Below are 23,381 nucleotides of genomic sequence, written 5' to 3'. Positions count from 1 at the left end.
GAGTCAGCTCATGAGCGGGCTGGGCCGGGATGCCAGGCCGCCCGGCAGCAATCCCTGGAACAGCTCGGTGAGCGCCTCGATGCGCTCGCGTGCCACGGACTCGCCGTGCATCGCGGCCAGGGTCGCCATCAGGTCGCCGCGCAGGTACCACAGGCCCTGCAGGTCGCCCGCGTAGCGGATGCGGCGCGTGACCTGCGGAAAGCGCTCGCGGCCGTTGGTGCCGATCAGGTCCAGCATCGCTTCCCGGATGTCTTCCAGCCCCGCGTCCAGCGCGGAGGCGGAAGGATCGTTGTGGCCCAGCAGCCCGTAGAGGCCGCCGCGCAGGGATTGATTGAACCAGCCCATGGCGAGGTGTGTCGGCGCCGGATGGCCTTTCTGTGGGGGGACGAACAAGGTACGCCAGTCACTCCCGGCTGGCAAAGGCCCGACCGTGACGGAATGCACAGGAATGGCTGAGGCAGCGCGGGTTTTTGGTTACGACGCGTCAATGCCGGGCGGGGCGGAGCAGGAACGTGGCCTGGACGGCCTGGTGCCGGCTTCCTGCCGCCAAATCCACTCGCCCTTGATATTCGACATAATAAGCATCGTATCAAGTCAAGACGGCACGGAAGGCAGGTTCACCAACGGCCTGGTTCCCGCCGCGGTTGCGGTACGGCCTCGACCGCCTCCGGCGTTGCCGGCTGCGATGGTCCTGGGCGTTGCACAGGCGGCGCATCCTGTCGCGGTGCCGCCTTGGGCACGATCGGCGCAAAGAACGGCGGCGGCACGGGCCGGCCCTCCATGGTGGCGGACAGGATCCGGACGGCGTCCGGCCGCTCGCCACGCACCGCGAAGTCCAGCGCCGTCATGCCTTGCTGGTTCTTCAGCTTCCAGTCGGCGCCTTCCTCCAGCAACACCTCGACCGATTCCGTGGAGCCGTACATCGCCGCCATCATCAGTGGCGTCGTTCCGTTGGGCGACTCAGCGTCGATGTACGCGTGGTGCTCCAGCAGCAGCTTGACGATCGCGACGTTGCCGTTCGACGCGGCGTAATGCAGCGGCGCCCAGCCGGTCTTGTTGACGTCGGCGCCGCGTGCCAGCAGGACCTTGACCGCGTCTTCCTGGCCCTTGAGCGCGGCCATCATCAGCGGGCTTTCGTCCTGCGGCGTGCGCAGCTCGACCTGGGTGGCCGGCAGGCGCGCCAGCAATCCGGCGACCTTGGGCGACGGTTCGCGCAACGCCATCACCAGGCCCGTCTGGCCGTCCGGCGTGGGCGTGTTGGGGTCGAATCCGCGCGCCACGAGCTGCTGGACCGTGGCCACGTCGTCCATCTTCACGGCATGGAAGAAGTCGTCGTACGACCCGGCACTTGCGACAGAAAACCAAGCTCCGACAACAATGTAACCGACGATCTTCGAGTAATGCTTCAACTCTGAACCCCGGGGAACAGGCGCTCGAAATTGGCCGTCGTCTGTCCGGCGACGGCTTCCACCGGCACGCCGCGCACCTCCGCCAGGCAGGCGGCCACGTGCGGCACGTACGACGGGTTGTTGGTCTTGCCGCGGTACGGGACCGGCGCCAGGTAAGGGCTGTCGGTCTCGATCAGGTAGCGGTCGTCCGGCACGAAGGCGGCCACCTCGCGCAGGTCGGCCGCGGTCTTGAAGGTCACGATGCCCGAGAACGAGATGTAGAAGCCCAGGTCCAGCGCCGCCCGGGCGACTTGGGCCGTCTCGGTGAAGCAGTGGAAGACACCCCCTGCGCTGCCGGCGGAGCCGTCCTCGCCCTCCTCCTTCAGGATCGCCAGCGTGTCGGCCGACGCCGAGCGGGTGTGGATGATCAGCGGCTTGCCGCACTGGCGGGCGGCGCGGATGTGGGTGCGGAAGCGGTCGCGTTGCCACTCCAGGTCCGCCACGCTGCGGCCGCCCTTGCGCTCGTCCATCTGGTAGTAGTCCAGGCCGGTCTCGCCGATCGCCACCACGCGCGGCAGGGCGGCGCGCTGCAGCAGGTCGTCCAGGGAAGGTTCCTGGATGCCTTCGTTGTCCGGATGGACGCCCACCGAGGCCCAGAAGTTGTCGTACTGGCGCGCGAGGGCGTGGACGGCCTCGAACTCCTCCAGCATCGTGCAGATGCACAGGGCGCGATCGACCTTCGCGGCGTCCATGGCGGCGCGGATGGCGTCCAGCTGGCTGGACAGTTCAGGGAAGCTGAGGTGGCAGTGCGAATCGACGAACATCCCGTCGATGATGCACCAGCGGCGGCGCGGGCCGCGGCCGCGTCAGATGGTCTGGGTGGGGCGCTCGGACGCCAGGTGGCCGCCGAGGATTTCCTCGATGCGCAGCTTCAGCAGCTTGGACTTCTCGTCCGCCGGGAAACGCACGCCGACGCCCTGGGTGCGGTTCGCGGCAGCCCGCGGCGGCGTGACCCAGGCCACCTTGCCGGCGACCGGGTAGCGCTGCGGGTCTTCCGGCAGCGTCAGCAGCACGTAGACGTCGTCGCCCAGCTTGTAGTCGCGGCTCGTCGGGATGAACACGCCCCCGTCCGAGAACAGCGGGATGTACGCCGCGTACAGCGCCGCCTTCTCCTTGATGGCGAGCTGGATGACGCTGGGACGCGGGGTGGACGGGGTGCTCATGGCTGGGCCGAGTGTAGGGCGCTGCGCGCGCGCGCCACAAGCGCTTCCAGCATCAGGGCCACCTGGAACGGGTGTTCCGCGCCACGTTGCTCGGTCGCGAGGTCACGCCACCACGCCGACAGGGCCTGCGTCGTCCCGCCGGCGGGCAGGTCGGCTGGCTCGAAGAACCGGGGCGTGCCGCCGGTGCGCACCGCCAGCAGGTCGTGGCAGACCTTCTGCAGCAGGTCGACCGCCTGCGGCGGCGTGCACTCGGCCAGCACGGAGACGTCGCCGCGCGCGACCGCCTTCGGCACCTGCGACCAGGCCCTGGCCGTGCGTCCGGCGCGCGCGAGGCCCAGCGCGGCCTCCGGTCGACCGCCGGCGGCTCGCAGCAGCACGCGCGCATCGGCCGCCGGAACGCCCTCGCCTTGCAGCCACGTGAGGGCTTCGTCGTCGGCTGGCCAGCGCATCGCGTGCGACAGGCAACGGCTGCGGATCGTCGGCAGCAGCTGGTGCGCGGCCTCGGTGGCGAGCACGAACCGCACTTGCCCGGGCGGTTCCTCCAGCGTCTTCAGCAGCGCGTTGGCCGTGACCATGTTCATGCGCTCGGCCGGGTAGACCAGCACCACCTTCCCGCGCCCGCGCCCGCTGGTGCGCTGCGCGAATTCGATCGCGTCGCGCATGGCGTCGATGCGGATCTCGCGGCTGGGCTTGCGCTTCTTGTCGTCGATCTCCTTCTGTGCCTTTTCCGACAGCGGCCATTCCAGTTCGAGCATCACCGTCTCGGGCAGCAGCGCGAACAGGTCGGCATGCGTGCGCACGTCGATGGCATGGCACGAGGCGCAGCGGCGGCAGCCGCCATCGGGGGTGACCTCCTCGCACAACCAGGTGCGCGCGAGGTCCAGCGCCAGGCTGTACTGGCCGAGGCCCGACGGCCCCTGCAGCAGCAGCGCATGGCCCTGCTGCACGGCGAGCTGGCGCGCCTGCTGCGCGATCCACGGCGCGCTCACAGCATCCCTTTCGATCGGACCGCGGCCAGCACCTGGGCACGCACGGCGTCACGGTCCTGCGCGCCGTCGATGCGCGCGAACCGCTGCGGCTGCGCCGCAGCGCGGGCGGCGTAGCCATCCGCGACGCGCTGGAAGAAGGCCTGCGGCTGCGACTCGAAGCGGTCCGGCACGCGGGCGCCCGCCAGCCGTTGGGCCGCGATGGCCACCGGCACGTCGAACCAGATCGTCAGGTCGGGCTGGCGCAGGGCGCCCGGCAGCGCATCGACCGTTTGCACCCAGCGCTCCAGCGCCTCGAGCACGGCGAGGTCGAAGCCGCGCCCGTAGCCCTGGTAGGCGAAGGTGGCGTCGGTGAAGCGGTCGCACAGGACGACGTCACCGCGCGCGAGCGCCGGTTCGATGACGGACTGCAGGTGGTCGCGCCGCGCCGCGAACATCAGCAACGCTTCGGTCAGCGGGTCCATCGGCGCGTTGAGGGCCAGGGCGCGCAGCTGCTCGGCCAGGGGCGTGCCGCCCGGCTCGCGCGTGAGCACGACCGCGCGGCCCGCGTCGCGGAAGGCCTGCGCGAGCGCCTCGACGTGGCTGGACTTGCCGGCGCCGTCGATGCCTTCGAAGCTGAGGAACACGCCCTGGCTCACCGGCCCCTCTGGTACTTGTTCACGGCGCGATTGTGTTCGTCCAGCGTCTCGCTGAAGTGGCTGCTGCCGTCACCGCGCGCGACGAAGTACAGCGCCTTGCTGTCGGCCGGCTGCACGGCGGCCAGCAGCGACGCCTTGCCAGGCATCGCGATCGGCGTCGGCGGCAGGCCGGAGCGTGTGTAGGTGTTCCAGGGCGTGTCGGTCTGCAGGTCGACCTTGCGCAGGTTGCCGTTGAAGGTGGCGCCCATGCCGTAGATGACGGTTGGGTCGGTCTGCAGCGGGATGTTCTGGCGCAGGCGGTTGTTGAACACCGCCGACACCAGCGGCCGGTCGGCGCCCTTCCCGGTTTCCTTCTCGACGATGCTGGCCAGGATCAGCGCGTCCTCCGGCGTGCGCACCGCCGCCTCGGGCGTGCGCTGCTCCCAGGCCGCCTGCAGGCGCCTGTCCATGGCGCGCATCGCGCGTCGCAGCAGCGCGATGTCGCTGCTGTTCTTGGAGTACGTGTAGGTGTCCGGAAAGAAGCGCCCCTCCGGATGCACGCCGGGGCGGCCCAGCTGCGCCATCAGCGCGGCATCGTCCATCGCGGCCGTGTCATGCCGAAGGGCGTCTTCCTTGGCCAGTGCGGCGCGCACCTGGCGGATGTTCCAGCCTTCGACCAGCGTCAGGGCGCGCAGGGATTCCTCGCCGCGGGCCAGCTTCGCCAGCAGGCGCCGCGGCGTCACGCCGGTTTCGATCTCGTAGCTGCCGGCCTTGATCTGGCGGGCCTGGCCGGACAGCCGGAAGTACCAGTACAGCAGGTCGGGATTCGCGCGCACGCCGGCGTTCACCACCGCCTGCGCGACGCCGCGTGGCAGCGTCCCGGGCTCGATGTCGACTTCGACCGTCTGCGCCGCAAGCGGCAACGGCTGGTGCATCCACCACGCCACCGCGCCGGCGGCGAGCACCGCCAGCAGAACCACCGTCAGGAATAAGCGCCGCAACCCTGCTGACCTCTCTGGACTAGGGCGGCCATGATAATCGCCGCATGCCCCCCGCTCTCGACGGCACCAGTGCCCTGCCCCACCTGGGCGTGATCCGCGCCCAGGGCGACGAGGCCCGCAAGTTCCTGCAGGGCCAGCTCACCAACGATTTCGGCCTCCTCGGCCCGTCCGACGCCCGCCTGGCCGCGTTCTGCTCGGCCAAGGGCCGCATGCTCGCGACCTTCGTCGGCTTCGAGCGCGAGCCCGGCGACGTGCTGCTGGTCACGCCGCGCGACACGCTGGCGGCGACGCTCAAGCGCCTGTCGATGTTCGTGCTGCGCGCCAAGGTGAAGCTCACCGACGCCTCGGACCAGTTCGCACTGCACGGCCTGGCCGGATCGGCGGCCGACGCCGCGACCTCCGGGTTGCCGGCCTGGGGCAAGCGCCGCGAAGGCGACGCCGACCTCGTTCGCCTGTATCCGGCCGAGGGGCAGGCGCGCGCCCTGCGCGTGGCGCCCGTGGGTGACGCCCTCACGGAAACGCTCGCCCTGTCCACCTGGCTCTGGGGCGAGGTGCGCAGCGGCATCGCGCAGGTCACGACGCCGATCGTCGACGCCTTCGTGCCGCAGATGCTGAACTACGAGTCGGTCGGCGGCGTGAACTTCAAGAAGGGCTGCTATCCCGGCCAGGAGGTCGTCGCGCGCAGCCAGTTCCGCGGCACGCTCAAGCGCCGCGCCTTCATCGTCCACGCGGACGCGGAGCTGCAGGCCGGCCAGGAAGTGTTCGACGCCGTGGATCCGTCGCAGCCTTGCGGCCTCGTCGCGGAAGCAGCGCCCGCGCCTGGCGGTGGCTTCGATGCCATCGTGTCGCTGCAACTCGCAGCGGCCGATCACGGCACGCTGCGCGCGGGTGCGGCCGACGGCGCGTCGCTGCAGCTGCTGCCCCTGCCCTACCCGCTGCTGGCCGACGTCTGACTCAGAGCCGGTCGCGGTAGCCGGCCGGCACGCGGGCCAGCACGGCGTCGCGCTGCTGCGGACCGGCCAGGCGCAGCGCTTCGCTCCACGCCAGCAACGCACGGCGATCGTCGTGCATCGCGCCGGCGTAGAAGCCGCCCAGGTCCACCAGGGCCTGCACGCGCATCGCGGGGAATTCCTCGACCCGCTTGAGGATCGCGGCTTCGGCGAACGGCAGGTCGCCGGCACGCCAGCCGAGCAGGAACGCGGCGTTGAGCAGGTCGACGTCGTAGCGTCCCTTGGCGAGCGCGCGGCGCGCCACGTCCAGCGCTTCGGCTTCGTGGCCGGTGCGGGACAGCACGATCACTTCGAGCGACAACACCGACGGTGCCTCGGGCGCGAGCCGCTTGGCGCGGTCGAGCAGTTGCTGCGCCTGGTCCCATTCGCCCTGCACGGCGTGACCGCGCGCGGCATTCGCCAGGATGGCCGGGATCTCGGGCCGCGACGACAGCACCGATTCCCAGATCCAGGTCGCGTCCTTCCAGTCGCCCCAGCGCGCCAGTTCGTCGGCGACCATGGGCGTGATCTTGCGGTAATGCGGGTTGATCGCCACCGCCTCGCGCGTGAGCTGCAGCATCTGCTGCTTGGCCGGCGCCCAGCGCGGGTCGTTCGGCCGGCCCGAGTGCGTGATCTGCAGCGCGATCTGCGCCGCGCGCACGATGCGGCCTTCGCACGCCACCGCCTGCGCGGAGATGTAGGTCGCCAGCGCCAGGCAGGCCGCGGTGCCTGCGAGCACCGCGCCGCTCCGTTCGCGACGCCAGGGCAGCGTGGCCGCCGCCGCGCGGCCGCGCAGGCCCAGGCGATCGTCCGACGCGGCGAGCGCGCCGACCAGCAACGCGAACAGCGCGCCCGTCGACGCGAGGCGCCAGGGAAAGCCGGCGTTGCACACGAGCAGCAGCGCGAGCAGCGAGGCGAGCAGCACGGCACGCCAGCTGGCTTCCTCGACGTCCTCGCCCTTCGATGCCTGCCAGGTCCGCCACGCAGCCCGCAGCAGCCACGCGATGAGGCCGGCGAGGAACAGCGCGCCAACCAGTCCGTCTTCGGACAGGAGCTGCAGCACCTCGTTGTGCACGTAGTAGTCGGTCTCGATCTGCTCGCCCTCGGGCAGGTAGGGCGGCACGTGCACTTCCCACGCGCCGGCGCCGACGCCGGTGAGCGGGTGGTCCTGGATCATCCGGCCGGTCGCGGCCCACATCACCCGCCGCAGTCCGAGCGAGCGATCGTCCGGCGAGATCGACGCGGTGCGCGTCAAGGCGCGCTCGATCGCCGTGCGGCCGCGCTCCTCGCCGAGGATCTTCGCGTTGCCCGAGGGGATCGAGCCCAGGCCGAGGACAGTGCCAACGGCGATCACGGCAGCGATCCAGCGGACCGGCATCGGCCACTGCGCGGCGGGCAACGCAGCGCGCGAGCGCCACGCCGCCAGCGGCAGCACGACGAGCAGCAGGAGCCACAGCGCGACGAGCGCCGAGCGCGTGCCCGTCATCATCAGCGCCACGACGACGAAGGCGTTGCTGAACGCCAGCAGCGCCACCGTGGCGCTCTGCCGGGCGCGCGCCAGCAGCAGCATCGACAGCGGCACCGTCATCACCGCGAACTCGGCGAAGAAGTTGCGGTTGATGAAGGTCGAAGCCGGGTTCGGCCCCTGCGGGAACGGGCTCGCGTCGAGCCAGAACTGCGAGGCGGCCCACACGGACGCGAGCAGCGCCCCTGCATGGGCGCCCCAAGCGAGCCACGGCAGCCGCTCGCGCGTGAACAGCTGCAGCGCAAGCCAAGCCATCAGCGTGAACAGGAACCAGCGGATCGCCTCGACGCCGGCCAGGTACGGGTGCGACCACGCCATGCTGCCCAGCGCGTGCGCCATCAGCAGCAACGGCAGCCATAGCGCCGCATGCCAGCGCAGCTCGCGCGTGTCGCGGCGCGCCCAGAAGAACACGAGCGCCGCGCCGAGCGCGCCGAACGCCACCAGCATGGACTTGAAGGTGTCCTGCAGCAGGTACTCGTTGGGCACGCCCAGGCCCGGAGCGAGGACCAGGACGAGGGCCAGCAGGGCGGCGGCCCCACCCGCGACGTCGCCGGAGCGCGCCGCTGGATGGCCTGCAGGCGAAGGAGCGGGGGTCGCGCCCCGCGCTTGCGAGGTGCCGCGCTGCCGGCGCGCCACGGTCAGCGGCCGGCCAGCGGCAGCGCGGCCGCCATGTCGACGTGCGGGATGCCGGCTTCCTCGTACACGTCGCCGTGGCTGCGGAAGCCCAGCCGCCTGTAGAAGCCTTCGGCGCTGGTCTGCGCGTGCAGCACGACTTCGCGATCACCGCGGGCGTGCGCGGCCGCGGCCAACGCGCGCAGCACCTGCTCGCCCAGGCCCGCGCCGCGCAGCACCTGCTGCACCGCCATGCGGCCGATCTGCGCGACGCCCGGCTTGGGTTGCAGCAGGCGGCCGGTGGCCAGCGGCTGGCCCAGGCGGTTGAAGACGACCGCGTGCACGCAGGTCTTGTCGTCCTCGTCCCACTCGAGGTCGGCCGGAATGCGCTGTTCCTCGACGAAGACACGCGTGCGGATGCCAGACGCATGCTGGCCCAGCTCGTCCCAGCTGCCGGTGCGCACGGTGGTGATCGCCTCCCCTGCTTCGTAGCCGGTGAGGATCTCGCGCAGCGCGGCGGGGACGGGGCGCGACGTCTGCGTCGCCGGATCGGCAAACACGTAAACCAGCTCGCACGTGATCAGCAGCTGGTCGCCGCGGAAGATCGCCCCGACGAACTGCATCGACGAATTGCCGATGCGCGCGCACTTCAGGCCGATGTCCAGCTGGTCGTCCATCCGCGCCGAGGCGTTGAACTCGATCGTCGCCTTCTTCACGTAGAGGTCGCCGCCCAGCTGGTGCATCGCCTCCTCGTACGGCAAGGCCAGCGCGCGCCAGTAATCCGCCACCGCCGTGTCGAAGTACATCAGGTAGTGCGCGTTGAAGACGATCTTCTGCATGTCCACCTCGGCCCAGCGCACGCGCAGGCGATGGAAGAAGCGGAATTCGTTGCGGGTCATGGTGTCTGGAAGGCGGTGGACAGGGCCTGCGCGGCGGCGGCATGGGCCTGGCGCGCTTCGGGAAGGGCCCGGCCCATCTTGATGAATTCGTGGGTGACGCCGCGCCAGACCTCCAGGTCGACGGCGACGCCGGCGGCCCGCAGTTTATCCGCGTAGGCGATGCCGTCGTCGAACAGCGGATCGCACTCGGCCAGCCCGAACCACGCCGGCGCCACGCCGTCGACGTTGGGCGCCTCCAGCGGTGCGAAGCGCCAGTCGTCGCGGTCCGCCAGGTCGATGTAGTGGCCGAAAAAGTACTCGATGTGCGCCTGCTCGATCACCAGCCCGTGGTGGTAGCGGCGGTGCGACGCGCTGTCCTGCCGCGCGGCGGTGCCGGGATAGAACAGCAACTGCAGCGCGAGCGGCAGCCCGGCGTCGCGCGCCTGCAGCGCCGCCACCGCGGCGAGCGTGCCGCCGGCACTGTCGCCGCCGACGGCCAGCGGCTGGCCGGCCAAGCCCAGGCGCTCGCGCTCGCGCGCCAGCCACTGCAAGGCGTCCCAGGTGTCGTCCACGGCGGTCGGGAACCGGTGCTCGGGCGCGAGGCGGTAGCCCAGTGACACGACGCTGCAGCGTCCGAGCGCCGCGAGCTCGCGGCACAGCAGGTCATGGGTGGCGACGCTTCCGATCGTGAAGCCGCCGCCGTGCAGGTACAGCAGCACGCCGCGCGCGTCGCCGGCATCCTGGTACAGGCGCGCCGGCAGCACCTCACCGCCGCGCGTAGGGACCTGCAGGTCCTCCGCGCGCCGAAGGGGCCGCTTCGGCACTTCCAGCACGTCCGCCGCGCCCTCGTACGCCGCGCGCGCCTGCTGCGGCGGCTGCAGGTACATCGGTTCATGGCGCAGCCGCGCCATGCGCTCCAGCACGGAGCGCATCGGCTTCGTCAGTTCGGGGTACTCGGGAAGGAAGGTCGCCGTCACGCGTGAACCGCCGTGGTTGGCAGTAAAGTGCTGTCGGCATCTTAAGTCGCGAGCCCACCATGTCCCTCATCTATTACGTCACCCAGGTCCAGTTCGATTTCGGCGCGATCGCGCTGCTGAAGGCCGAGTGCGAGCGGGTCGGCATCACCCGGCCCCTCGTCGTCACCGACCCCGGCGTCAAGGCCGCCGGCGTGCTGCAGAAGGCGCTCGATGCGCTGGGCGGCCTGCCCTACGCCCTGTTCGACCAGACGCCGTCCAACCCGACCGAGGCCGCCGTCCGCGCCGCGTCGCAGATCTACAAGGACCAGAAGTGCGACGGCCTCATCGCCGTCGGCGGCGGCTCGGCCATCGATTGCGCCAAGGGCGTCGCCATCGCGGCCACGCACGAAGGCCCGCTGAAGCACTACGCCACCATCGAGGGCGGTTCGCCGCGCATCACTGACAAGGTGGCGCCGTTGATCGCAGTGCCCACCACCAGCGGCACGGGCAGCGAGGTCGCGCGCGGCGCGATCATCATCGTCGACGACCACCGCAAGCTCGGCTTCCATTCCTGGTCCATCGTGCCCAAGACCGCGATCTGCGATCCCGAGCTCACGCTGGGCCTGCCGCCCAAGCTGACGGCCGCGACCGGCATGGACGCCATCGCGCACTGCATGGAGACGTTCATGGCGGCGCCGTTCAACCCGCCGGCCGACGGCATCGCGCTCGACGGCCTGCAGCGTGGCTGGTCGCACATCGAGCGTGCCACCCGCGACGGCAGCGACCGCGAGGCGCGCAAGCAGCTGATGAGCGCTTCGATGCAGGGCGCGATGGCGTTCCAGAAGGGCCTGGGCTGCGTCCACTCGCTCAGCCACAGCCTCGGCGGCGTGAACCCGCAACTGCACCATGGCACCCTCAACGCGATGTTCCTGCCTGCCGTGGTGCGCTTCAACGCCGCCGCCGAGTCGGTGCAGAAGGAGCACCGCCTCGAGCGCATGGCGCAGGCGATGGGCCTGCAGTCGGCCAGTGACATCCCGGACGCGATCCGCGACATGAGCGCCCGCCTCGGCCTGCCGACCGGACTGGCCGCGATGGGCGTGCAGCGGGACCAGTTCGCGAAGATCATCGACGGCGCGATGGCCGATCACTGCCACAAGACCAATCCCCGCCTCGCCAGTCGCGAGGACTACGAGGACATGCTCGCGGCCTCGCTCTGACGCGGCAAGGGGCGCGCCGCCAGCCGCGCGCGTCCCCAGCGCCGCACCGGGCGTTCGAACCAGCGCTCGCTGGCCCAGGCCAGCGCCACCGATGCTGCGCCGACAGCGGCCAGCACGCACCAGCGCTGGAGCGTGGAAAGCCCTTCGACCGGCACGACGAACCAGAACAGCCCGAACAACAGGATGGGGTGCAGCAGGTAGGTGCCGTACGTGATGTCGCCCGCGACGGCGGCCAGCTTGCGCAGGCGCAGCGGCACCACGATCCGGCCACTCACCCAGACCGTGGCCATGCAGGCGGCGGCCAAGACGAAGCCACGCACACCCAGCAACTCGTCGCCGGGGTTCACGGGGATCAGCGCCAGCAGCAACGCGACCAGCGCGGCCCATGTTGCGGCGCCGACCCACCAAGGCCAGTCCGCGCCACGTGCGCGCCGCTGCGCGCCCGCCATGCAGCCGGCGAAGAAGTAGGCCGCGAACGCCGGCACCTGGTGGTACGCGACGTTGCCGGCGTCCCAGCCGTGGGCGCCGAGCGTCCGCTGGATCCACCACGCCTGCAGCGCCACCAGCACGGCGAACGCGATCCGGCGCCAGCGCGGTGCCGCCGCCAGCCACGCAAGCACCGGGAATGCGAGGTACAGCACCGCCTCGATGCCGAGCGACCAGCCGCCGACCAGCAGCGCCCAGATGGCCGGATCGTTCGCGCCGAACGCGAAGGTCACGTTGAGCAGCAGGCGCTGCGGCAGGCGGTCGACGAGCGTGCCCTGCACGGCCCACAGCATGCCGATGAACACGGCGCACAGCAGCACGTACAGCGGCGCCAGACGTAGCCAACGCGTGGCGAGAAAGCGCGCCATTGCGCCCGCTCGCAGCAGCTTCGCGGGGTCGTAGCTGTACGCCAGGCTGGCGCCGGAGAGCACGAAGAACAGGTACACGCCGTAGGTGCCGAACGTGGGCAGCTGCGCCAGGCCCAGCCAGTACAGCAGGTGGTAGCCGGCGACCATCAGCGCGCACAGGCCGCGCAGCAGGTCCCAGCCCTCGACGCGGCCGACAGGCGTGCTCACAGGGCTTCCACGCGCGCCGGGTCGGGACGTTCCAGCCACTGCGCGAATTCGTCCGCGAGCTGGCGGCTCGCATCGGCCGCCGCGTGCCAGGCCTGCATGCGCGAGAGCAGGTCGGTGCCGTAGCGGGTGAAGTCGGTGCGGTCGGGCAGCTTGCCGTTGGGCAGCTTGCGGATCCATTCGGGGTCGGGCGCCAGCACGATCGTGGTGTCGAGGAACGGCGTCGCGCCGTGACGCCAGCGCCAGGCCTTGTCCAACCAGCCGGGCACGACCGCCTTCTGGAAGTGCGGATACAGCACCAACCCGTCGGGATGGCGCGCAGCGTAGTCGAGGTGCAGGTGGTAGTCGGTGATGCCGCCGTCCCAGTACGCGCCGCGCGGTGCGCCGGGGATGTCGTGGATGGCCTGCAGCACGAACGGGATCGAGCAGCTCGCTTGCAGCGCGGGCTGGAAGTTCGTTTCGGTGAGCCGCACCTGCCGCGTGGTGAAGTCCGCGCTGTCGAAGGGCAGCGCGAAGGCTTCCTCGGCCGGTCCGGTGGAGAACACGACGCGCTCCAGCCAGAGCCCGAGCGCTCGCCGGTGCACGGTGTTGGACAGGTACGCGCCGAGATAGCCGAGCGGCGTGCCGACGCGGTGTTCGCGACCCAGCAAGTGACGGCCCCGCGACGTGACCACGTGCAGCCGGTAGCGCGGATGCGCGAGCACCTGCGCGATGCGATCGCCGTAGAAGTCCGCGAGATTGGCCGCGAACCGCTCGCTCACGTGCTTCGCCGTCGGCGTCTTGCGTCCGGCCTCGAGCTCGTAGTCCTGCGCGATGTAGTCGCGCTCGAGACGCTCGAAGGCGGGCACGGCGTCGTCGAGGCAGGCGGTGGCCATGCGCCACGCGCCGATCGACGCGCCGACCAGGTGCACGGGCTGCGACGAGCGTGGCAGCCACTCGCCGAACAGGAAGCGGTCCAGCGGCCCCAGCACAAGGCCCTTCGGACCACCGGCCGCACCGGGAACGACGGCAATGTCCTGCGGCCGCAGGCCTTCGCGCTGCAAGTGCGCACGGGCGCGCGGGCCGGCGTAGATCCGAAGTGCCGTGCCCGAGGCCATGGGCCTACTTGCGCAGTTGCGACAGTTTGGCGAACGCGCCCGCCATCGCGCTGTTCAGCTGCGGGTTCGCCGGTGCGCGCTGGCCGCGCCCTGCCCCCTCGTAGCGGTTGTCGCGTGGACCGTCGCGGCGGGCCGGAGCCGCATCGAGCTTCATCGTCAGGCTGATGCGCTTGCGCGGAATGTCGACCTCCAGGACCTTGACCTTCACGATGTCGCCGGTCTTGACGACCTCGCGCGCGTCGCTGACGAAGCGGTTGGCCAGCTGGCTGACGTGCACCAAGCCGTCCTGGTGCACCCCCAGGTCGACGAAGGCGCCGAACTGCGCGACGTTGCTCACCGTGCCCTCGAGCACCATGCCTTCCTTCAGGTCGGCGATGTCCTCGACACCGTCGTTGAAGCGCGCCACCTTGAACTCGGGACGCGGGTCGCGACCGGGTTTTTCCAGTTCCTTCAGGATGTCCTTGACCGTGATGACGCCGAACTTGTCGTTGGCGAACAGCTCCGGCCGCAGCGTCCTGAGCATCTCGGCACGGCCCATCAGCTCCTGCACCGGCTTCCCGCTGGTGGCGATCATCTTCTCGACGACCGGGTAGGTCTCGGGGTGCACGCCCGTCATGTCCAGCGGGTTCTCGCCGTCGCGGATGCGCAGGAAGCCGGCCGCCTGCTCGAAGGTCTTGGCGCCCAGCCCGCCGACTTCCATCAGCTGCTGGCGCGAGCGGAACGCGCCGTGCGCGTCGCGCCAGCGCACGACCGCCTTGGCGACCGAGGCCGACAGGCCCGACACGCGCGTGAGCAGCGGCACGCTGGCGGTGTTGAGGTCCACGCCGACGGAGTTCACGCAGTCCTCGACCACCGCATCCAGCGTGCGCGCGAGTTCCGCCTGGTTGACGTCGTGCTGGTACTGGCCGACGCCGATCGATTTCGGGTCGATCTTCACCAGCTCCGCGAGCGGGTCCTGCAGGCGGCGCGCGATGCTGGCCGCCCCGCGCAGGCTGACGTCCACATCCGGCAGTTCCTGCGAAGCGAACTCGCTGGCCGAATAGACCGAGGCGCCCGCCTCGCTGATGACGACGCGCGTCAGGCCCTCGACGCGCTTGCCCAGGTCAGCGGCCAGCTTGTCGGTCTCGCGGCTCGCGGTGCCGTTGCCGATGGCGACCAGCTGCACGCCGTGCTGGCGGCACAGGCGCTCCAGCGTGTGCAGCGAGCCTTCCCAGTCGCGGCGCGGTTCGTGCGGGTAGATGGTGGACGTCGCCACCAGCTTGCCGGTGGCGTCGACGACGGCGACCTTCACGCCGGTGCGGATGCCGGGGTCCAGGCCCATGACGACCTTGGGACCCGCCGGCGCGGCCAGCAGGAGGTCGCGCAGGTTGTCGCCGAACACCTTGATCGCGACCTTCTCCGCGTCCTCGCGCAGGCGCGCGAACAGGTCACGCTCGATCGACAGCGACAGCTTGACCTTCCACGTCCAGGCCACGCACTTGCGCAGCAGGTCGTCGGCCTTGCGGCCGGCGTGCGACCAGCCCAGCTTGAGCGCGATGCGGCCTTCGGCCACTGAAGGCTTGCCCGGCTCGGGCTCCACCGGCAGCGACAGCTTGGCGTCGAGGATCTCGAGCTGCCGGCCGCGGAACACGGCCAGCGCGCGGTGCGAGGGCACGCGGCCGACGGGCTCGTCGTAGTCGAAGTAGTCGCGGAACTTGGCGACGTCCGGGTGGTTCTCGTCCTTGCCGGCCGCGAGCTTGCTGCGCAGCAGGCCTTCGGTCCACAGCCACTCGCGCAGGTCCTGCACGACGGCGGGGTCCTCGGCCCAGCGCTCGGACAGGATGTCGCGCACGCCGTCCAGCACCGCGGGGACGGTGGTGAAGTCCTCGCCGCCCTCGCCCTTCTCCGCCTTGACGAAGGCCTGCGCTTCGAGCGCCGGGTCGAGCGAGGGATCGGCGAACAGCTTGTCGGCGAGCGGCTCGATGCCCATCTCGCGCGCGATCTGGCCCTTGGTGCGGCGCCGCGGCTTGTACGGCAGGTACAGGTCTTCCAGTTCCTGCTTGGTCGGCGCGCCTTCGAACGCGGCGCGCAACTCGGGCGTGAGCTTTCCCTGCTCCTCGACGCTGCGGATCACCGCGGCGCGGCGCTCCTCCAGCTCGCGGATGTAGCCCAGCCGCTCCTGCAACGTGCGCAGCTGCGTGTCGTCGAGGCCGCCGGTGGCCTCCTTGCGGTAACGGGCGATGAAGGGGACGGTGGCACCGCCGTCGAGCAGGTCGACCGCGGCCTGCACCTGGGCGTCGGCGACGCGGAGTTCGGCGGCGATCTGGCGGGTGATCTTGTCCATGGAAACTGCTTGCGAACTGCTGAGGCTGTCGAGGGAAGCGGGCGATCTTGCCATAGGGGGCGCACAGCGAAACGGGACCGTGGCTGACACCGACGGAGACGCCAACTTTTCAGCATGGATCGCAGATTTCCACCGGAGAACCCCCATGCGCGCCCGTGCCATCCTGCTGGTGCTCGCGGTCGTCCTGCTGGCCGGCTTCGCGGCCCAGAACTGGACCGAGATCACGCGACCCGTGCCCCTCAACGTCGCCGTCACCACCGTGCAGGCGCCGCTCGGCCTGATCCTGCTCGTGCTGCTGGCCGCGGCCGCCATCGTCTTCATCGGCTACGCTGGCTCGCTGCGCACGCGCCATTTGCTGGAGTCGCGCGACCATGCGCGCGCGATGAACGCGCAGCGGGACCTGGCCGACAAGGCCGAGGCCTCGCGCTTCACCGACCTGCGGCAGATGCTGGACACGCACATGCGCGAGTCGCGCCAGCGAGAAGCCACGATGAACGCCGAGTTGGACAAGCGCCTGGGCCAGCACCACCGCGAGTTGCGCGACGAGTTGCAGCGCCTGACGCAGCTGATGTCCGGCCGCCTGGCCCAGATGGAGCGCCACCTGGAGCCGCCCGGCCCGGGCCTCGACCCGATGCGGCCGCGGCCCGCGATGCCGGTGGAGGACCGCACGGTGATCGAGCGCCGGCCAGCCGACGAACCCGTGATGGAAGCGCCGCGCGAGCGCGAACGCATCATCGAGCCCGATCCGGGACCTGGGTCGAATCCGATCAGGCGGTGGTTCGGGCGTTGAAACCTTGTGCGCGGCGCCGTCGCGCCGCTTCGTGAACTCCCTAACGCAGAGGTCGCAGAGCAAGCGCAGAGAAGGCGGAAGAAGACTGATGGTGGTGGGCCTGAACCAGCCTCACGCCCGAAACGGTCGAACGCTTGATCGGAACTGCTGGCGGCGGCGCTCGCGACTTGAGACACAGGGCTCGCGCAATCCCATCAATCCATTTCCCTTCTGTGTCCTCTGTGCTTGCTCTGTGTCCTCTGCGTTAGGGAGTTCACACAGGGGCGCATGGCGCCCCGCACTCAGTCGAACAGGCCGGGCTCCCCGCCCAGCACCGCGCCTTCGATCTCCAGCAACCGCAGCTTGGTGAGCACGCCGCCCTCGGCGGAGAACCCGCCGCTGCCGCCTTGCGCGGCCAGGATGCGATGGCACGGGATGAGCGGTGCGTACGGGTTGTGGCCGAGCGCCTGGCCCACCGCGCGCGCGGCGCCGGGCTCGCCCAGCTCACGCGCGAGTTCCCCGTACGTGCGCACCTCGCCGTAGGGAATCCGTCTGGCCGCTTCGTACACACGCCGCTGGAAGTCCTGCACGCCGTCGTAATCGATCTCGACGTCGACCATGGCATCGCGCTCGCCGGCCAGCGAAGCCCGCAGGCGGGCGATCACGCCTTGCACGGCGGCGGGTGGGGACGCTTCGGGCGCATCGCCGCAGCGCTTGCGCATGCGCCGCAACGTGCCGGCGTCGTCCGCTTCCGGGAGCTGCACGGCCTGGATGCGACCGTCGGCGGTCCATGCGATGCCGCAGCGGCCGATGCCCGTGTCGACCAGGCAGCAGCCGACGGCGTCCATCTCAGGCCTCGCGGAGCGCCGCGCGCAGTTGCTGGCCGATCTCGGGCCGCTCGAGGAACGGATCGGGCGGGTTGCGCACCTCGACGATCGCTTCCATGCGGCTGCGCACGTTGCCCAGTGCCTTCGGGTGGCTGAAGACGTAGAACTGGTCGGCGGCGATGGCATCGAAGACCTTCTGCGCCACTTCGGCCGCGGTGATCTTGCCGGAGCTCACCGCCTTGTCGCTCATCGCCTGCCCGATCAACTGGCTCCTGGTGGGCTTGGCTGCGGGCAGGTCGCCGGGCCGGTTGCGGTGGCTCTGGTGGATGCCGGTGGGCACGAAGTACGGGCACAGCACGCTGGCCGACACCTGGTCGGTGACGAGCCGCAGGTCCTGGTACAGCGTTTCCGTGAGGCTCACGACCGCGTGCTTGCTGACGTTGTAGATGCCCATGTTGGGCGGAGTGAGCAGGCCCGCCATGCTGGCCGTGTTGACGATGTGGCCCTGGTACGCCGGATCCTTGCGCGCCGCCTCCAGCATCATCGGCGTGAACAGCCGCACGCCGTGCACGACGCCCCATACGTTGACGCCCAGCACCCATTCCCAGTCGGCGACGCTGTTCTCCCACACCAGCCCGCCGGCGCCGACCCCCGCGTTGTTGAACACGAAGTGCGGCGCGCCGAAGCGTTCGGCCACCGCCTTTGCGAGCGCCTCCATCTGGTCGGCCTTGGCCACGTCGACGCGCCGCGCCAGCACCTGCGCGCCGGCCTGCTGCATCTCCGCGGCGGCCTTGTCCAGCGCGTCCTGCTGCACGTCGACCAGCACCAGGTTCATGCCCAGCTTCGCGCCGATGCGCGCGCACTCGAGGCCGAAGCCGGAGCCGCCGCCAGTGAGGACGGCGGTCTTGCCCTTGAAGTCGGAAATCATGCTGCTTCAACCTTTCTCAGGACGTAGCCGATGCGGGGGAAGTGGACGTGGACGGTGCCTGCACGCGGATCGGTGCGGCGCAGGCTGTAGTGGGTGCGGGTCGCGGCGATCAGCTCGCCTTGCGTCGATTCGGTGCCGAACGATTCGGGGGTGATCGATATCTGGCTGCCCAGCGCGATGCCATGGTCGTCCTGGAACGCGCTGTCGACCAGCAGGTTCCCGCCGGGCGGCATCGGTTCGGCGCGCGCTGCCACCTCGATGGCATCGGCCGACGTCAGCGGCGCGGCAGTGCCGTGGCCGATGGCGGCCATGCGCTCCATCCACTCGACCAGCGACGGCGTCGCCTGCAGGATGCCGGCGGCCGCGGGCGTGCGGATTTGGGTGAACCACAGCGGGTGGTAGACGGCGAAGTCCGCGATGCAGGGCTCGGCGCCGAACAGGAAGTCGTGCTCGTCGGCCATGTGCGCCACGCGGCGCAGGTACGACCGGTACGCCGACGTCGCGTCCTGCGGCCGCAGCTGCGTCATGTTGGCGCGCATCGCCTTGCGGTCGGCGAGGAACGCCTGCGCCGTCGCCTCGTCCGGGAACAGCGTGGGTGCCGTCTTCGGGTTGATGCTGTACGTCATCGACGCCCAGAACAGCGTCGAGTCGGCCCATTGCGCCACCACGCGCGACACGCCCTTCAGGTGCGCCGGGTACAGCGTCGGCTCGGGCTGCACGTGCTCCAGCACGTCGGCGATCAAAGCGGTGTCGCAGTAGATGTCCGCGCCGACCTGCAGGAATGGTGTGCGGCGGTAACCGCCCGTCAGCGCGACCACGTCCGGCTTGGGCATCACCGCAGGAACGTGCACGGATGACCAGGCGAGCTGCTTGTAGCCGAGGATCAGGCGGGCCTTCTCGGAGAAGGGAGAGGTCGGGTAGTGGTGCAGGAGCAGCGCTGGATCCATGGCCCGTACTGTAAGCGGCGCACACACTTTTCCGGCTGCTGAGTCGGCGGCCGCGCGTAGCCTGCGCGACTCGTTTTCGACAGCGGGTGCCCTGCACCTGCGCGACAGTCTGAGGAGGACTTCTTTTGCCGCTGCAATGCCGCACGCCCTGGCGTGCCTTCGTTCCCGTCGCCGCTCTCGTCGCACTGTCCGCCTGTGGCGGCAGTGGTGGAGGCGTCGGCGTGGATGCCAGTTCCAGTGCCGCGCCCGCACCCGTCCCGGTGGCCAGCCCGGCACCCGCGGTGACGCCCGCTCCGGCAACGTCGCCCCAGGCCGCGACCGTTGCTGCGAGCACGTCGCGCGCCGCGGCGCTGGCCCGGCAGATCGGCCGGCCGGCCCGGCTGCTCGTCGGCTTGGGCAGCGGCAATCCCGAAGCGTCAGTGCAGGCACAGGGGCTGCGTCCCGACGTCGTCGACGCCTACCTGGTGGGCGTCGGTCCGGACGCGTGGCCGACCTGGAGCAGCCCGGCCGGCTCGTACGTGAACCTGGTCGCGGAGCGCGCGGACCGGCAGGGCGCCGTTCCGATGCTGACGCTGTACCAGATGGCCAGCAACGGCGACGGCAACCTGGCCGGCATCGCCGACGCCACCTTCATGGCAGGGTACTGGGCCAACGTGCGGCTGATGTTCCAGCGGCTCGCGATGTTCGACAAGCCGGTGCTGGTCAACGTCGAGCCGGACTTCTGGGGCTACGTCGAGCGGCAGGCGCCGGACGGCGACCCGGCGCGGATGCCCGCGCGGGTGTCGATCGACGCCGATTGCGCCGGTCAGCCCGACAACGTCACGGGCATCGCGGGCTGCGTCCTGCAGATGGCGCGCAAGTACGCGCCCAAGGCCGCCATCGGCTTCCCGCCGTCCGACTGGGGCGCCGGCACGCCGGCGGAGGTCGCTGCCTTCGCGCTCAAGGCGGGCCTGCAGCATGGCGACTTCCTGGTCATGCAGACGCTGGACCGCGATGCCGGCTGCTTCGAGGTGCGGGCGGCGGAGTGTTCGCGGGCCGGCACCGGCTGGTACTGGGACGATGCGGCCTACGCCGCGCACCTGGCGCTGGCACGCAACTGGCATGACGCGACGGGACTGCCCCTGGTGTGGTGGCAGACGCCGCTGGGCGTGCCGGCGTCCACGCCCGGAGGGACCGACCACTGGCGCGACAACCGCATGCAGTACTTCCTCACGCGGCCGCAGGACCTGGTGGCGGTGGGCGGCCTGGGCGTGGTGTTCGGCGCCGGCGCCGCGGGGCAGACGACGATCGACACCGACGGCGGCCAGTACAAGCGCCTGTCGGAGGCGTACCTGGCCGCGCCGGCGCCGCTTCCCTAGCGCGGCATCGCGCGGGCGAGGATGGTGTCGAAGTCGGTGCCGGCGGCGAGCGTGCCGAAGGACTGGCCCCAGCGGCCCGCCAGCCGGGAGTCGCAGAACGCGGCGAAGACGGCCGGCGGCGCCGATTGCGCGAGCAGCGCGGCCTGCACGGCCAGCGCGACGTCCTGCGCGAGCAGGCGCGCCTCGGCTTCGGTCGCCATCGCTTCCACGCGCGCCGGCAGGGCATCGGCGAGGCGATCGAGCGCGGCATGCTGGCCGCGCGCCGGCGCCAGTTCCTGCAAGAGTGCGGCGGCGGCATCGGCCTTTCGCAGCGCGCGCAGCAGGTCCAGCGCCATGATGTTGCCGGCGCCTTCCCAGATCGAGTTGAGCGGCATCTCGCGGTAGATGCGGGCCATCACGCCCTCGCCGCCCTCCTCCACGTAGCCGTTGCCGCCCAGGCATTCCATCGCTTCCTGGGCGAAGGCGCTGCCGCGCTTGCAGATCCAGAACTTGGCCACGGGCGTGAGCAGGCGGGCCATTGCCGCTTCGTGCGCGTCGCCGCGGCGATCGAAAGCGCGGGCCAGGCGGATGGCCAACGCGGTCGCGGCTTCGCTCTCCAGCGCCAGGTCCGCCAGCACGTTGCGCATCAGCGGTTGCTCGACGACGCGTTTGCCAAAGGCCATGCGCTGCGACGTGTGGTTCAGCGCGAGCGCGAGCGCCTGGCGCATCAGGCCGCTGGTGCCCAACGCGCAATCGAGCCGCGTCATCGTGCCCATCTCGAGGATCTGCGGCACGCCGCGGCCCTCGTCGCCCACCAGCCACGCGGTCGCGCCGTGGAACTCGACTTCCGAACTGGCGTTGGCCTTGTTGCCCAGCTTGTCCTTCAGGCGCTGGATACGGATGGCGTTGCGGGTGCCATCGGGCAGCACGCGTGGCAGGAACAGGCAAGACAGGCCCGAGGCTGTCTGCGCGAGCACCAGGAACGCGTCGCTCATCGGCGCGGAGAAGAACCACTTGTGGCCCGTGACGACGTAACGGCGGCCCCAGCCGTCCTCGCCATCGGGCTCGGCCCGCGTCGTGTTGGCGCGCACGTCGGAGCCGCCCTGTTTCTCCGTCATGCCCATGCCCATGGTCACGCCCGCCTTCTCGCTCGCGCGGACCAGGCGCGGGTCGTACGACCGGCTGGTGAGCAGCGGCGCCCAGTCGCGGAACACGCCGGCATTGGCGCGCAGCGCGGGCGTGACCGCGTAGGTCATGGAGATCGGGCACAGCACCGAGGGCTCGAGCTCGGTGAAGAGCATGAAGCCGGCGGCGCGCTCGACGTGGGGAGAGCCGCCCTCGCCAGCCCAAGGCGCGCCATGCAACCCTGCTTCCACCGCCGCCGCCATCAGCACGTGGTAGCTCGGGTGGAACTCCACCTCGTCGACGCGGCGGCCGAAGCGGTCGTGGGTGCGCAATTGCGGGGCGTGCACGTTGGCCAGCCGCGCATGCGCCTGCATCTCCGGCGTGCCGAGGCGCTGGCCCAGTGCCTGCAAGGCGGTGGTGTCCAGCTGCGGCGCATTCAGCTTCAGCCCGTCGCGCAACGGCGCGTTGCCGGCGAACAGGTCGTAGCCCGCCAGCGGCTCGGGCTGGTTGAGCACCTCGTGCGTGACGACGTCAGGCATGGGCGGCGACCCTCCGGGGCGCGAACACCAGGCGCCACGTGTCGGCGGCGTCGCGCACTTCCGCGTCGCCGAGCGCGCCCTTGGCGAGCAGCACCCGGTGCAGCGCCGGCAGGTGGTAGTGCGGCACGGCGGGATAGAGATGATGTTCGAGGTGGTAGTTCACGTGGTGCGGAAACAGCACCAGCCTCGCCGCCCAGTTGCCAGGCGATCCCCAGGTGCGGTTGGTGCGCGCCGCGGTCAGTGGCGAGCCGAGGTCGTGCACCGCACCATGCTCGAACACCGCGCGCAGCCGCAGGATCGGCTGCAGCACCGTCACCAGCGGCAGCAGCCACAGGCCCGCATACCAGGCCAGCCCGCGCGGCCCGCCGACGGCCAGGGCAACGAGCGGTGCGGCCACATGGAAGGCAACCACCCAGAGCCGATCTCGCCGCGCGGCAGCGCGCAGTTCCGGCGAGGTGTCGTCCAGCGGTCGGATCGCGTGATCCGTCTCGGCGTTGATGGCCGGTGCGCCGAAGAAGTACGCGAAGGTCTTCCACGCGTTCAGGCCCGCGATGTCGCGCGCCAGCTTCTTCCACAGGTACGCCTCGCCGCGCGGGTAGCCGCCGTGGATGGCCGTGTCCGGGTCCTCGCTGCCGTACAGGTTGTTGTGGTGCAGCCGGTGCGTGACGCGGTAGGTGCACATCGAGATGCCGCCGGCCATGCCCAAGGCGCTGCCGACGAGATCGTTCGCGGCGCGGTTGGCGAACAGCCGGTAGTGCGCCGCCTCGTGCGCGAGGATGAAGAAGGCGTGCTGCGAGATGCCGATGGCCAGCAGGCTCAGGACGACCCACGGGCTTGGCCACGTGAGCACGGCCAGCGCGATCGCTGCCGCGATGACCGCCAGCGTCTGCCCGATGGCCAGCAGCGACCGCGGCGTGGACAGGCGCGTGAGCGGCGCCAGGTCCTCGGCCGAGAGCAGCCGGCGCGCCTGCGCGTTGCGCGCTCCAGGCGCTCGCAGGTCTTCGCGGAACTCCTCGCCCTTGCGCTCGGCCGCCATGCG

The 23,381-nt window shown here is 70.8% G+C and carries 22 protein-coding genes; 4 read left to right on the top strand and 18 right to left on the bottom strand.

The features are described from left to right. Nucleotides 1-3: 3 nt before the first annotated feature. From I8E28_RS12420 to mltG, 7 genes are all read right to left on the bottom strand, one after another. On the bottom strand, nucleotides 4-345 hold the full coding sequence (locus I8E28_RS12420) for a hypothetical protein (RefSeq protein WP_200788368.1): 342 nt from the start codon (nucleotides 343-345) through the stop codon (nucleotides 4-6). 272 nt (nucleotides 346-617) lie between these two features. Continuing rightward, the gene (locus I8E28_RS12415) at nucleotides 618-1,316 is read right to left on the bottom strand and encodes an ankyrin repeat domain-containing protein (protein ID WP_338050777.1); all 699 of its coding nucleotides are present in this window, start codon (nucleotides 1,314-1,316) and stop codon (nucleotides 618-620) included. A gap of 89 nt (nucleotides 1,317-1,405) precedes the next feature. Continuing rightward, nucleotides 1,406-2,212 (bottom strand): TatD family hydrolase, encoded by an 807-nt coding sequence (locus I8E28_RS12410; protein WP_200788366.1) that lies wholly within the window; start codon nucleotides 2,210-2,212, stop codon nucleotides 1,406-1,408. A gap of 42 nt (nucleotides 2,213-2,254) precedes the next feature. Beyond that, nucleotides 2,255-2,611 carry a PilZ domain-containing protein gene (locus tag I8E28_RS12405; protein WP_200788365.1) on the bottom strand — a complete coding sequence of 119 codons (357 nt, stop codon included), beginning with the start codon at nucleotides 2,609-2,611 and terminating at the stop codon, nucleotides 2,255-2,257. Next, nucleotides 2,608-3,600 (bottom strand): DNA polymerase III subunit delta', encoded by a 993-nt coding sequence (locus I8E28_RS12400; RefSeq protein ID WP_338050776.1) that lies wholly within the window; start codon nucleotides 3,598-3,600, stop codon nucleotides 2,608-2,610. The genes I8E28_RS12405 and I8E28_RS12400 overlap by 4 nt, the downstream gene beginning before the upstream one ends. Then, entirely contained in the window at nucleotides 3,597-4,235 is a 639-nt protein-coding gene (gene tmk / locus I8E28_RS12395) for a dTMP kinase (RefSeq protein WP_200788364.1), read from the bottom strand. The genes I8E28_RS12400 and tmk overlap by 4 nt, the downstream gene beginning before the upstream one ends. Beyond that, nucleotides 4,232-5,215, bottom strand: coding sequence for an endolytic transglycosylase MltG (mltG, locus tag I8E28_RS12390; protein WP_200788363.1), 984 nt, complete (start codon nucleotides 5,213-5,215; stop codon nucleotides 4,232-4,234). The genes tmk and mltG overlap by 4 nt, the downstream gene beginning before the upstream one ends. 44 nt (nucleotides 5,216-5,259) lie before the next feature. On the opposite strand from mltG, the gene ygfZ reads away from it, so the two are divergent. After that, nucleotides 5,260-6,168: a CAF17-like 4Fe-4S cluster assembly/insertion protein YgfZ gene (gene ygfZ / locus I8E28_RS12385; protein ID WP_200788362.1), complete on the top strand. Its 909-nt coding sequence runs from the start codon at nucleotides 5,260-5,262 to the stop codon at nucleotides 6,166-6,168. A 1-nt stretch (nucleotide 6,169) separates the two neighbouring features. Here the strand turns inward: ygfZ and I8E28_RS12380 are convergent, their stop codons facing one another. The 3 genes from I8E28_RS12380 to I8E28_RS12370 are packed head-to-tail and all read right to left on the bottom strand — an operon-like array spanning nucleotide 6,170 to nucleotide 10,151. After that, entirely contained in the window at nucleotides 6,170-8,365 is a 2,196-nt protein-coding gene (locus tag I8E28_RS12380; protein ID WP_200788361.1) for an O-antigen ligase family protein, read from the bottom strand. A 2-nt stretch (nucleotides 8,366-8,367) separates the two neighbouring features. Next, the gene (locus tag I8E28_RS12375) at nucleotides 8,368-9,240 is read right to left on the bottom strand and encodes a YbgC/FadM family acyl-CoA thioesterase (protein WP_200788360.1); all 873 of its coding nucleotides are present in this window, start codon (nucleotides 9,238-9,240) and stop codon (nucleotides 8,368-8,370) included. Then, nucleotides 9,237-10,151, bottom strand: a complete 915-nt coding sequence (locus I8E28_RS12370; RefSeq protein WP_200790388.1) for an alpha/beta hydrolase — start codon at nucleotides 10,149-10,151, stop codon at nucleotides 9,237-9,239. The genes I8E28_RS12375 and I8E28_RS12370 overlap by 4 nt, the downstream gene beginning before the upstream one ends. Before the next feature lie 104 nt (nucleotides 10,152-10,255). Between I8E28_RS12370 and I8E28_RS12365 the strand changes: the two genes are divergently transcribed. After that, nucleotides 10,256-11,392, top strand: a complete 1,137-nt coding sequence (locus tag I8E28_RS12365) for an iron-containing alcohol dehydrogenase (RefSeq protein ID WP_200788359.1) — start codon at nucleotides 10,256-10,258, stop codon at nucleotides 11,390-11,392. Here the strand turns inward: I8E28_RS12365 and I8E28_RS12360 are convergent. Genes I8E28_RS12360 through I8E28_RS12350 form a run of 3 tightly spaced genes read right to left on the bottom strand, consistent with a single transcriptional unit; the run spans nucleotide 11,362 to nucleotide 15,870 of the window. Further along, nucleotides 11,362-12,453 carry an acyltransferase family protein gene (locus I8E28_RS12360; protein ID WP_200788358.1) on the bottom strand — a complete coding sequence of 364 codons (1,092 nt, stop codon included), beginning with the start codon at nucleotides 12,451-12,453 and terminating at the stop codon, nucleotides 11,362-11,364. The two genes, I8E28_RS12365 and I8E28_RS12360, sit on opposite strands and share 31 nt — an antisense overlap. Next, complete coding sequence (locus I8E28_RS12355; protein WP_200788357.1) at nucleotides 12,450-13,547, bottom strand: patatin-like phospholipase family protein; 1,098 nt, start codon at nucleotides 13,545-13,547, stop codon at nucleotides 12,450-12,452. The genes I8E28_RS12360 and I8E28_RS12355 overlap by 4 nt, the downstream gene beginning before the upstream one ends. 4 nt (nucleotides 13,548-13,551) lie before the next feature. Then, nucleotides 13,552-15,870 (bottom strand): Tex family protein, encoded by a 2,319-nt coding sequence (locus I8E28_RS12350; RefSeq protein WP_200788356.1) that lies wholly within the window; start codon nucleotides 15,868-15,870, stop codon nucleotides 13,552-13,554. A 145-nt stretch (nucleotides 15,871-16,015) separates the two neighbouring features. Here I8E28_RS12350 and I8E28_RS12345 point away from each other — a divergent pair, with 145 nt between their 5' ends. After that, complete coding sequence (locus I8E28_RS12345) at nucleotides 16,016-16,660, top strand: hypothetical protein (protein WP_200788355.1); 645 nt, start codon at nucleotides 16,016-16,018, stop codon at nucleotides 16,658-16,660. A 281-nt stretch (nucleotides 16,661-16,941) separates the two neighbouring features. Here I8E28_RS12345 and I8E28_RS12340 read toward each other — a convergent pair whose 3' ends face one another. The 3 genes from I8E28_RS12340 to I8E28_RS12330 are packed head-to-tail and all read right to left on the bottom strand — an operon-like array spanning nucleotide 16,942 to nucleotide 19,341. Then, nucleotides 16,942-17,487: a methylated-DNA--[protein]-cysteine S-methyltransferase gene (locus tag I8E28_RS12340; protein WP_200788354.1), complete on the bottom strand. Its 546-nt coding sequence runs from the start codon at nucleotides 17,485-17,487 to the stop codon at nucleotides 16,942-16,944. Between the two features lies 1 nt (nucleotide 17,488). Continuing rightward, nucleotides 17,489-18,394 carry an SDR family oxidoreductase gene (locus I8E28_RS12335; protein ID WP_200788353.1) on the bottom strand — a complete coding sequence of 302 codons (906 nt, stop codon included), beginning with the start codon at nucleotides 18,392-18,394 and terminating at the stop codon, nucleotides 17,489-17,491. Beyond that, nucleotides 18,391-19,341, bottom strand: coding sequence for a glutathione S-transferase family protein (locus I8E28_RS12330; protein ID WP_200788352.1), 951 nt, complete (start codon nucleotides 19,339-19,341; stop codon nucleotides 18,391-18,393). The genes I8E28_RS12335 and I8E28_RS12330 overlap by 4 nt, the downstream gene beginning before the upstream one ends. A gap of 221 nt (nucleotides 19,342-19,562) precedes the next feature. Here I8E28_RS12330 and I8E28_RS12325 point away from each other — a divergent pair, with 221 nt between their 5' ends. Beyond that, on the top strand, nucleotides 19,563-20,699 hold the full coding sequence (locus tag I8E28_RS12325; protein ID WP_338050775.1) for a hypothetical protein: 1,137 nt from the start codon (nucleotides 19,563-19,565) through the stop codon (nucleotides 20,697-20,699). Here the strand turns inward: I8E28_RS12325 and I8E28_RS12320 are convergent. Both I8E28_RS12320 and I8E28_RS12315 read right to left on the bottom strand, forming a co-directional pair. Next, entirely contained in the window at nucleotides 20,696-22,342 is a 1,647-nt protein-coding gene (locus tag I8E28_RS12320) for an isovaleryl-CoA dehydrogenase (protein ID WP_200788351.1), read from the bottom strand. The two genes, I8E28_RS12325 and I8E28_RS12320, sit on opposite strands and share 4 nt — an antisense overlap. Then, nucleotides 22,335-23,378: a fatty acid desaturase family protein gene (locus I8E28_RS12315; RefSeq protein ID WP_200788350.1), complete on the bottom strand. Its 1,044-nt coding sequence runs from the start codon at nucleotides 23,376-23,378 to the stop codon at nucleotides 22,335-22,337. Before I8E28_RS12315 ends, I8E28_RS12320 begins: the two co-directional genes overlap by 8 nt. Nucleotides 23,379-23,381 lie beyond the last annotated feature (3 nt).

The organism is Ramlibacter algicola, assembly GCF_016641735.1.
Classification (GTDB): Bacteria; Pseudomonadota; Gammaproteobacteria; order Burkholderiales; family Burkholderiaceae_C; genus Ramlibacter; species Ramlibacter algicola.
Note: the sequence above shows the minus strand (reverse complement) of the source record. Positions and strands in the feature narration are given on the sequence as shown.

Bases quoted from the DNA above. Each gene is read 5' to 3' on its own strand.
- I8E28_RS12420 (WP_200788368.1), bottom strand. From the start codon at position 345: ATGGGCTGGTTCAATCAATCCCTGCGCGGCGGCCTCTACGGGCTGCTG.
- I8E28_RS12410 (WP_200788366.1), bottom strand. From the start codon at position 2,212: ATGTTCGTCGATTCGCACTGCCACCTCAGCTTCCCTGAACTGTCCAGC.
- I8E28_RS12405 (WP_200788365.1), bottom strand. From the start codon at position 2,611: ATGAGCACCCCGTCCACCCCGCGTCCCAGCGTCATCCAGCTCGCCATC.
- ygfZ (WP_200788362.1), top strand. From the start codon at position 5,260: ATGCCCCCCGCTCTCGACGGCACCAGTGCCCTGCCCCACCTGGGCGTG.
- I8E28_RS12375 (WP_200788360.1), bottom strand. From the start codon at position 9,240: ATGACCCGCAACGAATTCCGCTTCTTCCATCGCCTGCGCGTGCGCTGG.
- I8E28_RS12370 (WP_200790388.1), bottom strand. From the start codon at position 10,151: ATGCGCTCCGTGCTGGAGCGCATGGCGCGGCTGCGCCATGAACCGATG.
- I8E28_RS12365 (WP_200788359.1), top strand. From the start codon at position 10,256: ATGTCCCTCATCTATTACGTCACCCAGGTCCAGTTCGATTTCGGCGCG.
- I8E28_RS12355 (WP_200788357.1), bottom strand. From the start codon at position 13,547: ATGGCCTCGGGCACGGCACTTCGGATCTACGCCGGCCCGCGCGCCCGT.
- I8E28_RS12350 (WP_200788356.1), bottom strand. From the start codon at position 15,870: ATGGACAAGATCACCCGCCAGATCGCCGCCGAACTCCGCGTCGCCGAC.
- I8E28_RS12345 (WP_200788355.1), top strand. From the start codon at position 16,016: ATGCGCGCCCGTGCCATCCTGCTGGTGCTCGCGGTCGTCCTGCTGGCC.
- I8E28_RS12340 (WP_200788354.1), bottom strand. From the start codon at position 17,487: ATGGACGCCGTCGGCTGCTGCCTGGTCGACACGGGCATCGGCCGCTGC.
- I8E28_RS12335 (WP_200788353.1), bottom strand. From the start codon at position 18,394: ATGATTTCCGACTTCAAGGGCAAGACCGCCGTCCTCACTGGCGGCGGC.
- I8E28_RS12330 (WP_200788352.1), bottom strand. From the start codon at position 19,341: ATGGATCCAGCGCTGCTCCTGCACCACTACCCGACCTCTCCCTTCTCC.
- I8E28_RS12320 (WP_200788351.1), bottom strand. From the start codon at position 22,342: ATGCCTGACGTCGTCACGCACGAGGTGCTCAACCAGCCCGAGCCGCTG.
- I8E28_RS12315 (WP_200788350.1), bottom strand. From the start codon at position 23,378: ATGGCGGCCGAGCGCAAGGGCGAGGAGTTCCGCGAAGACCTGCGAGCG.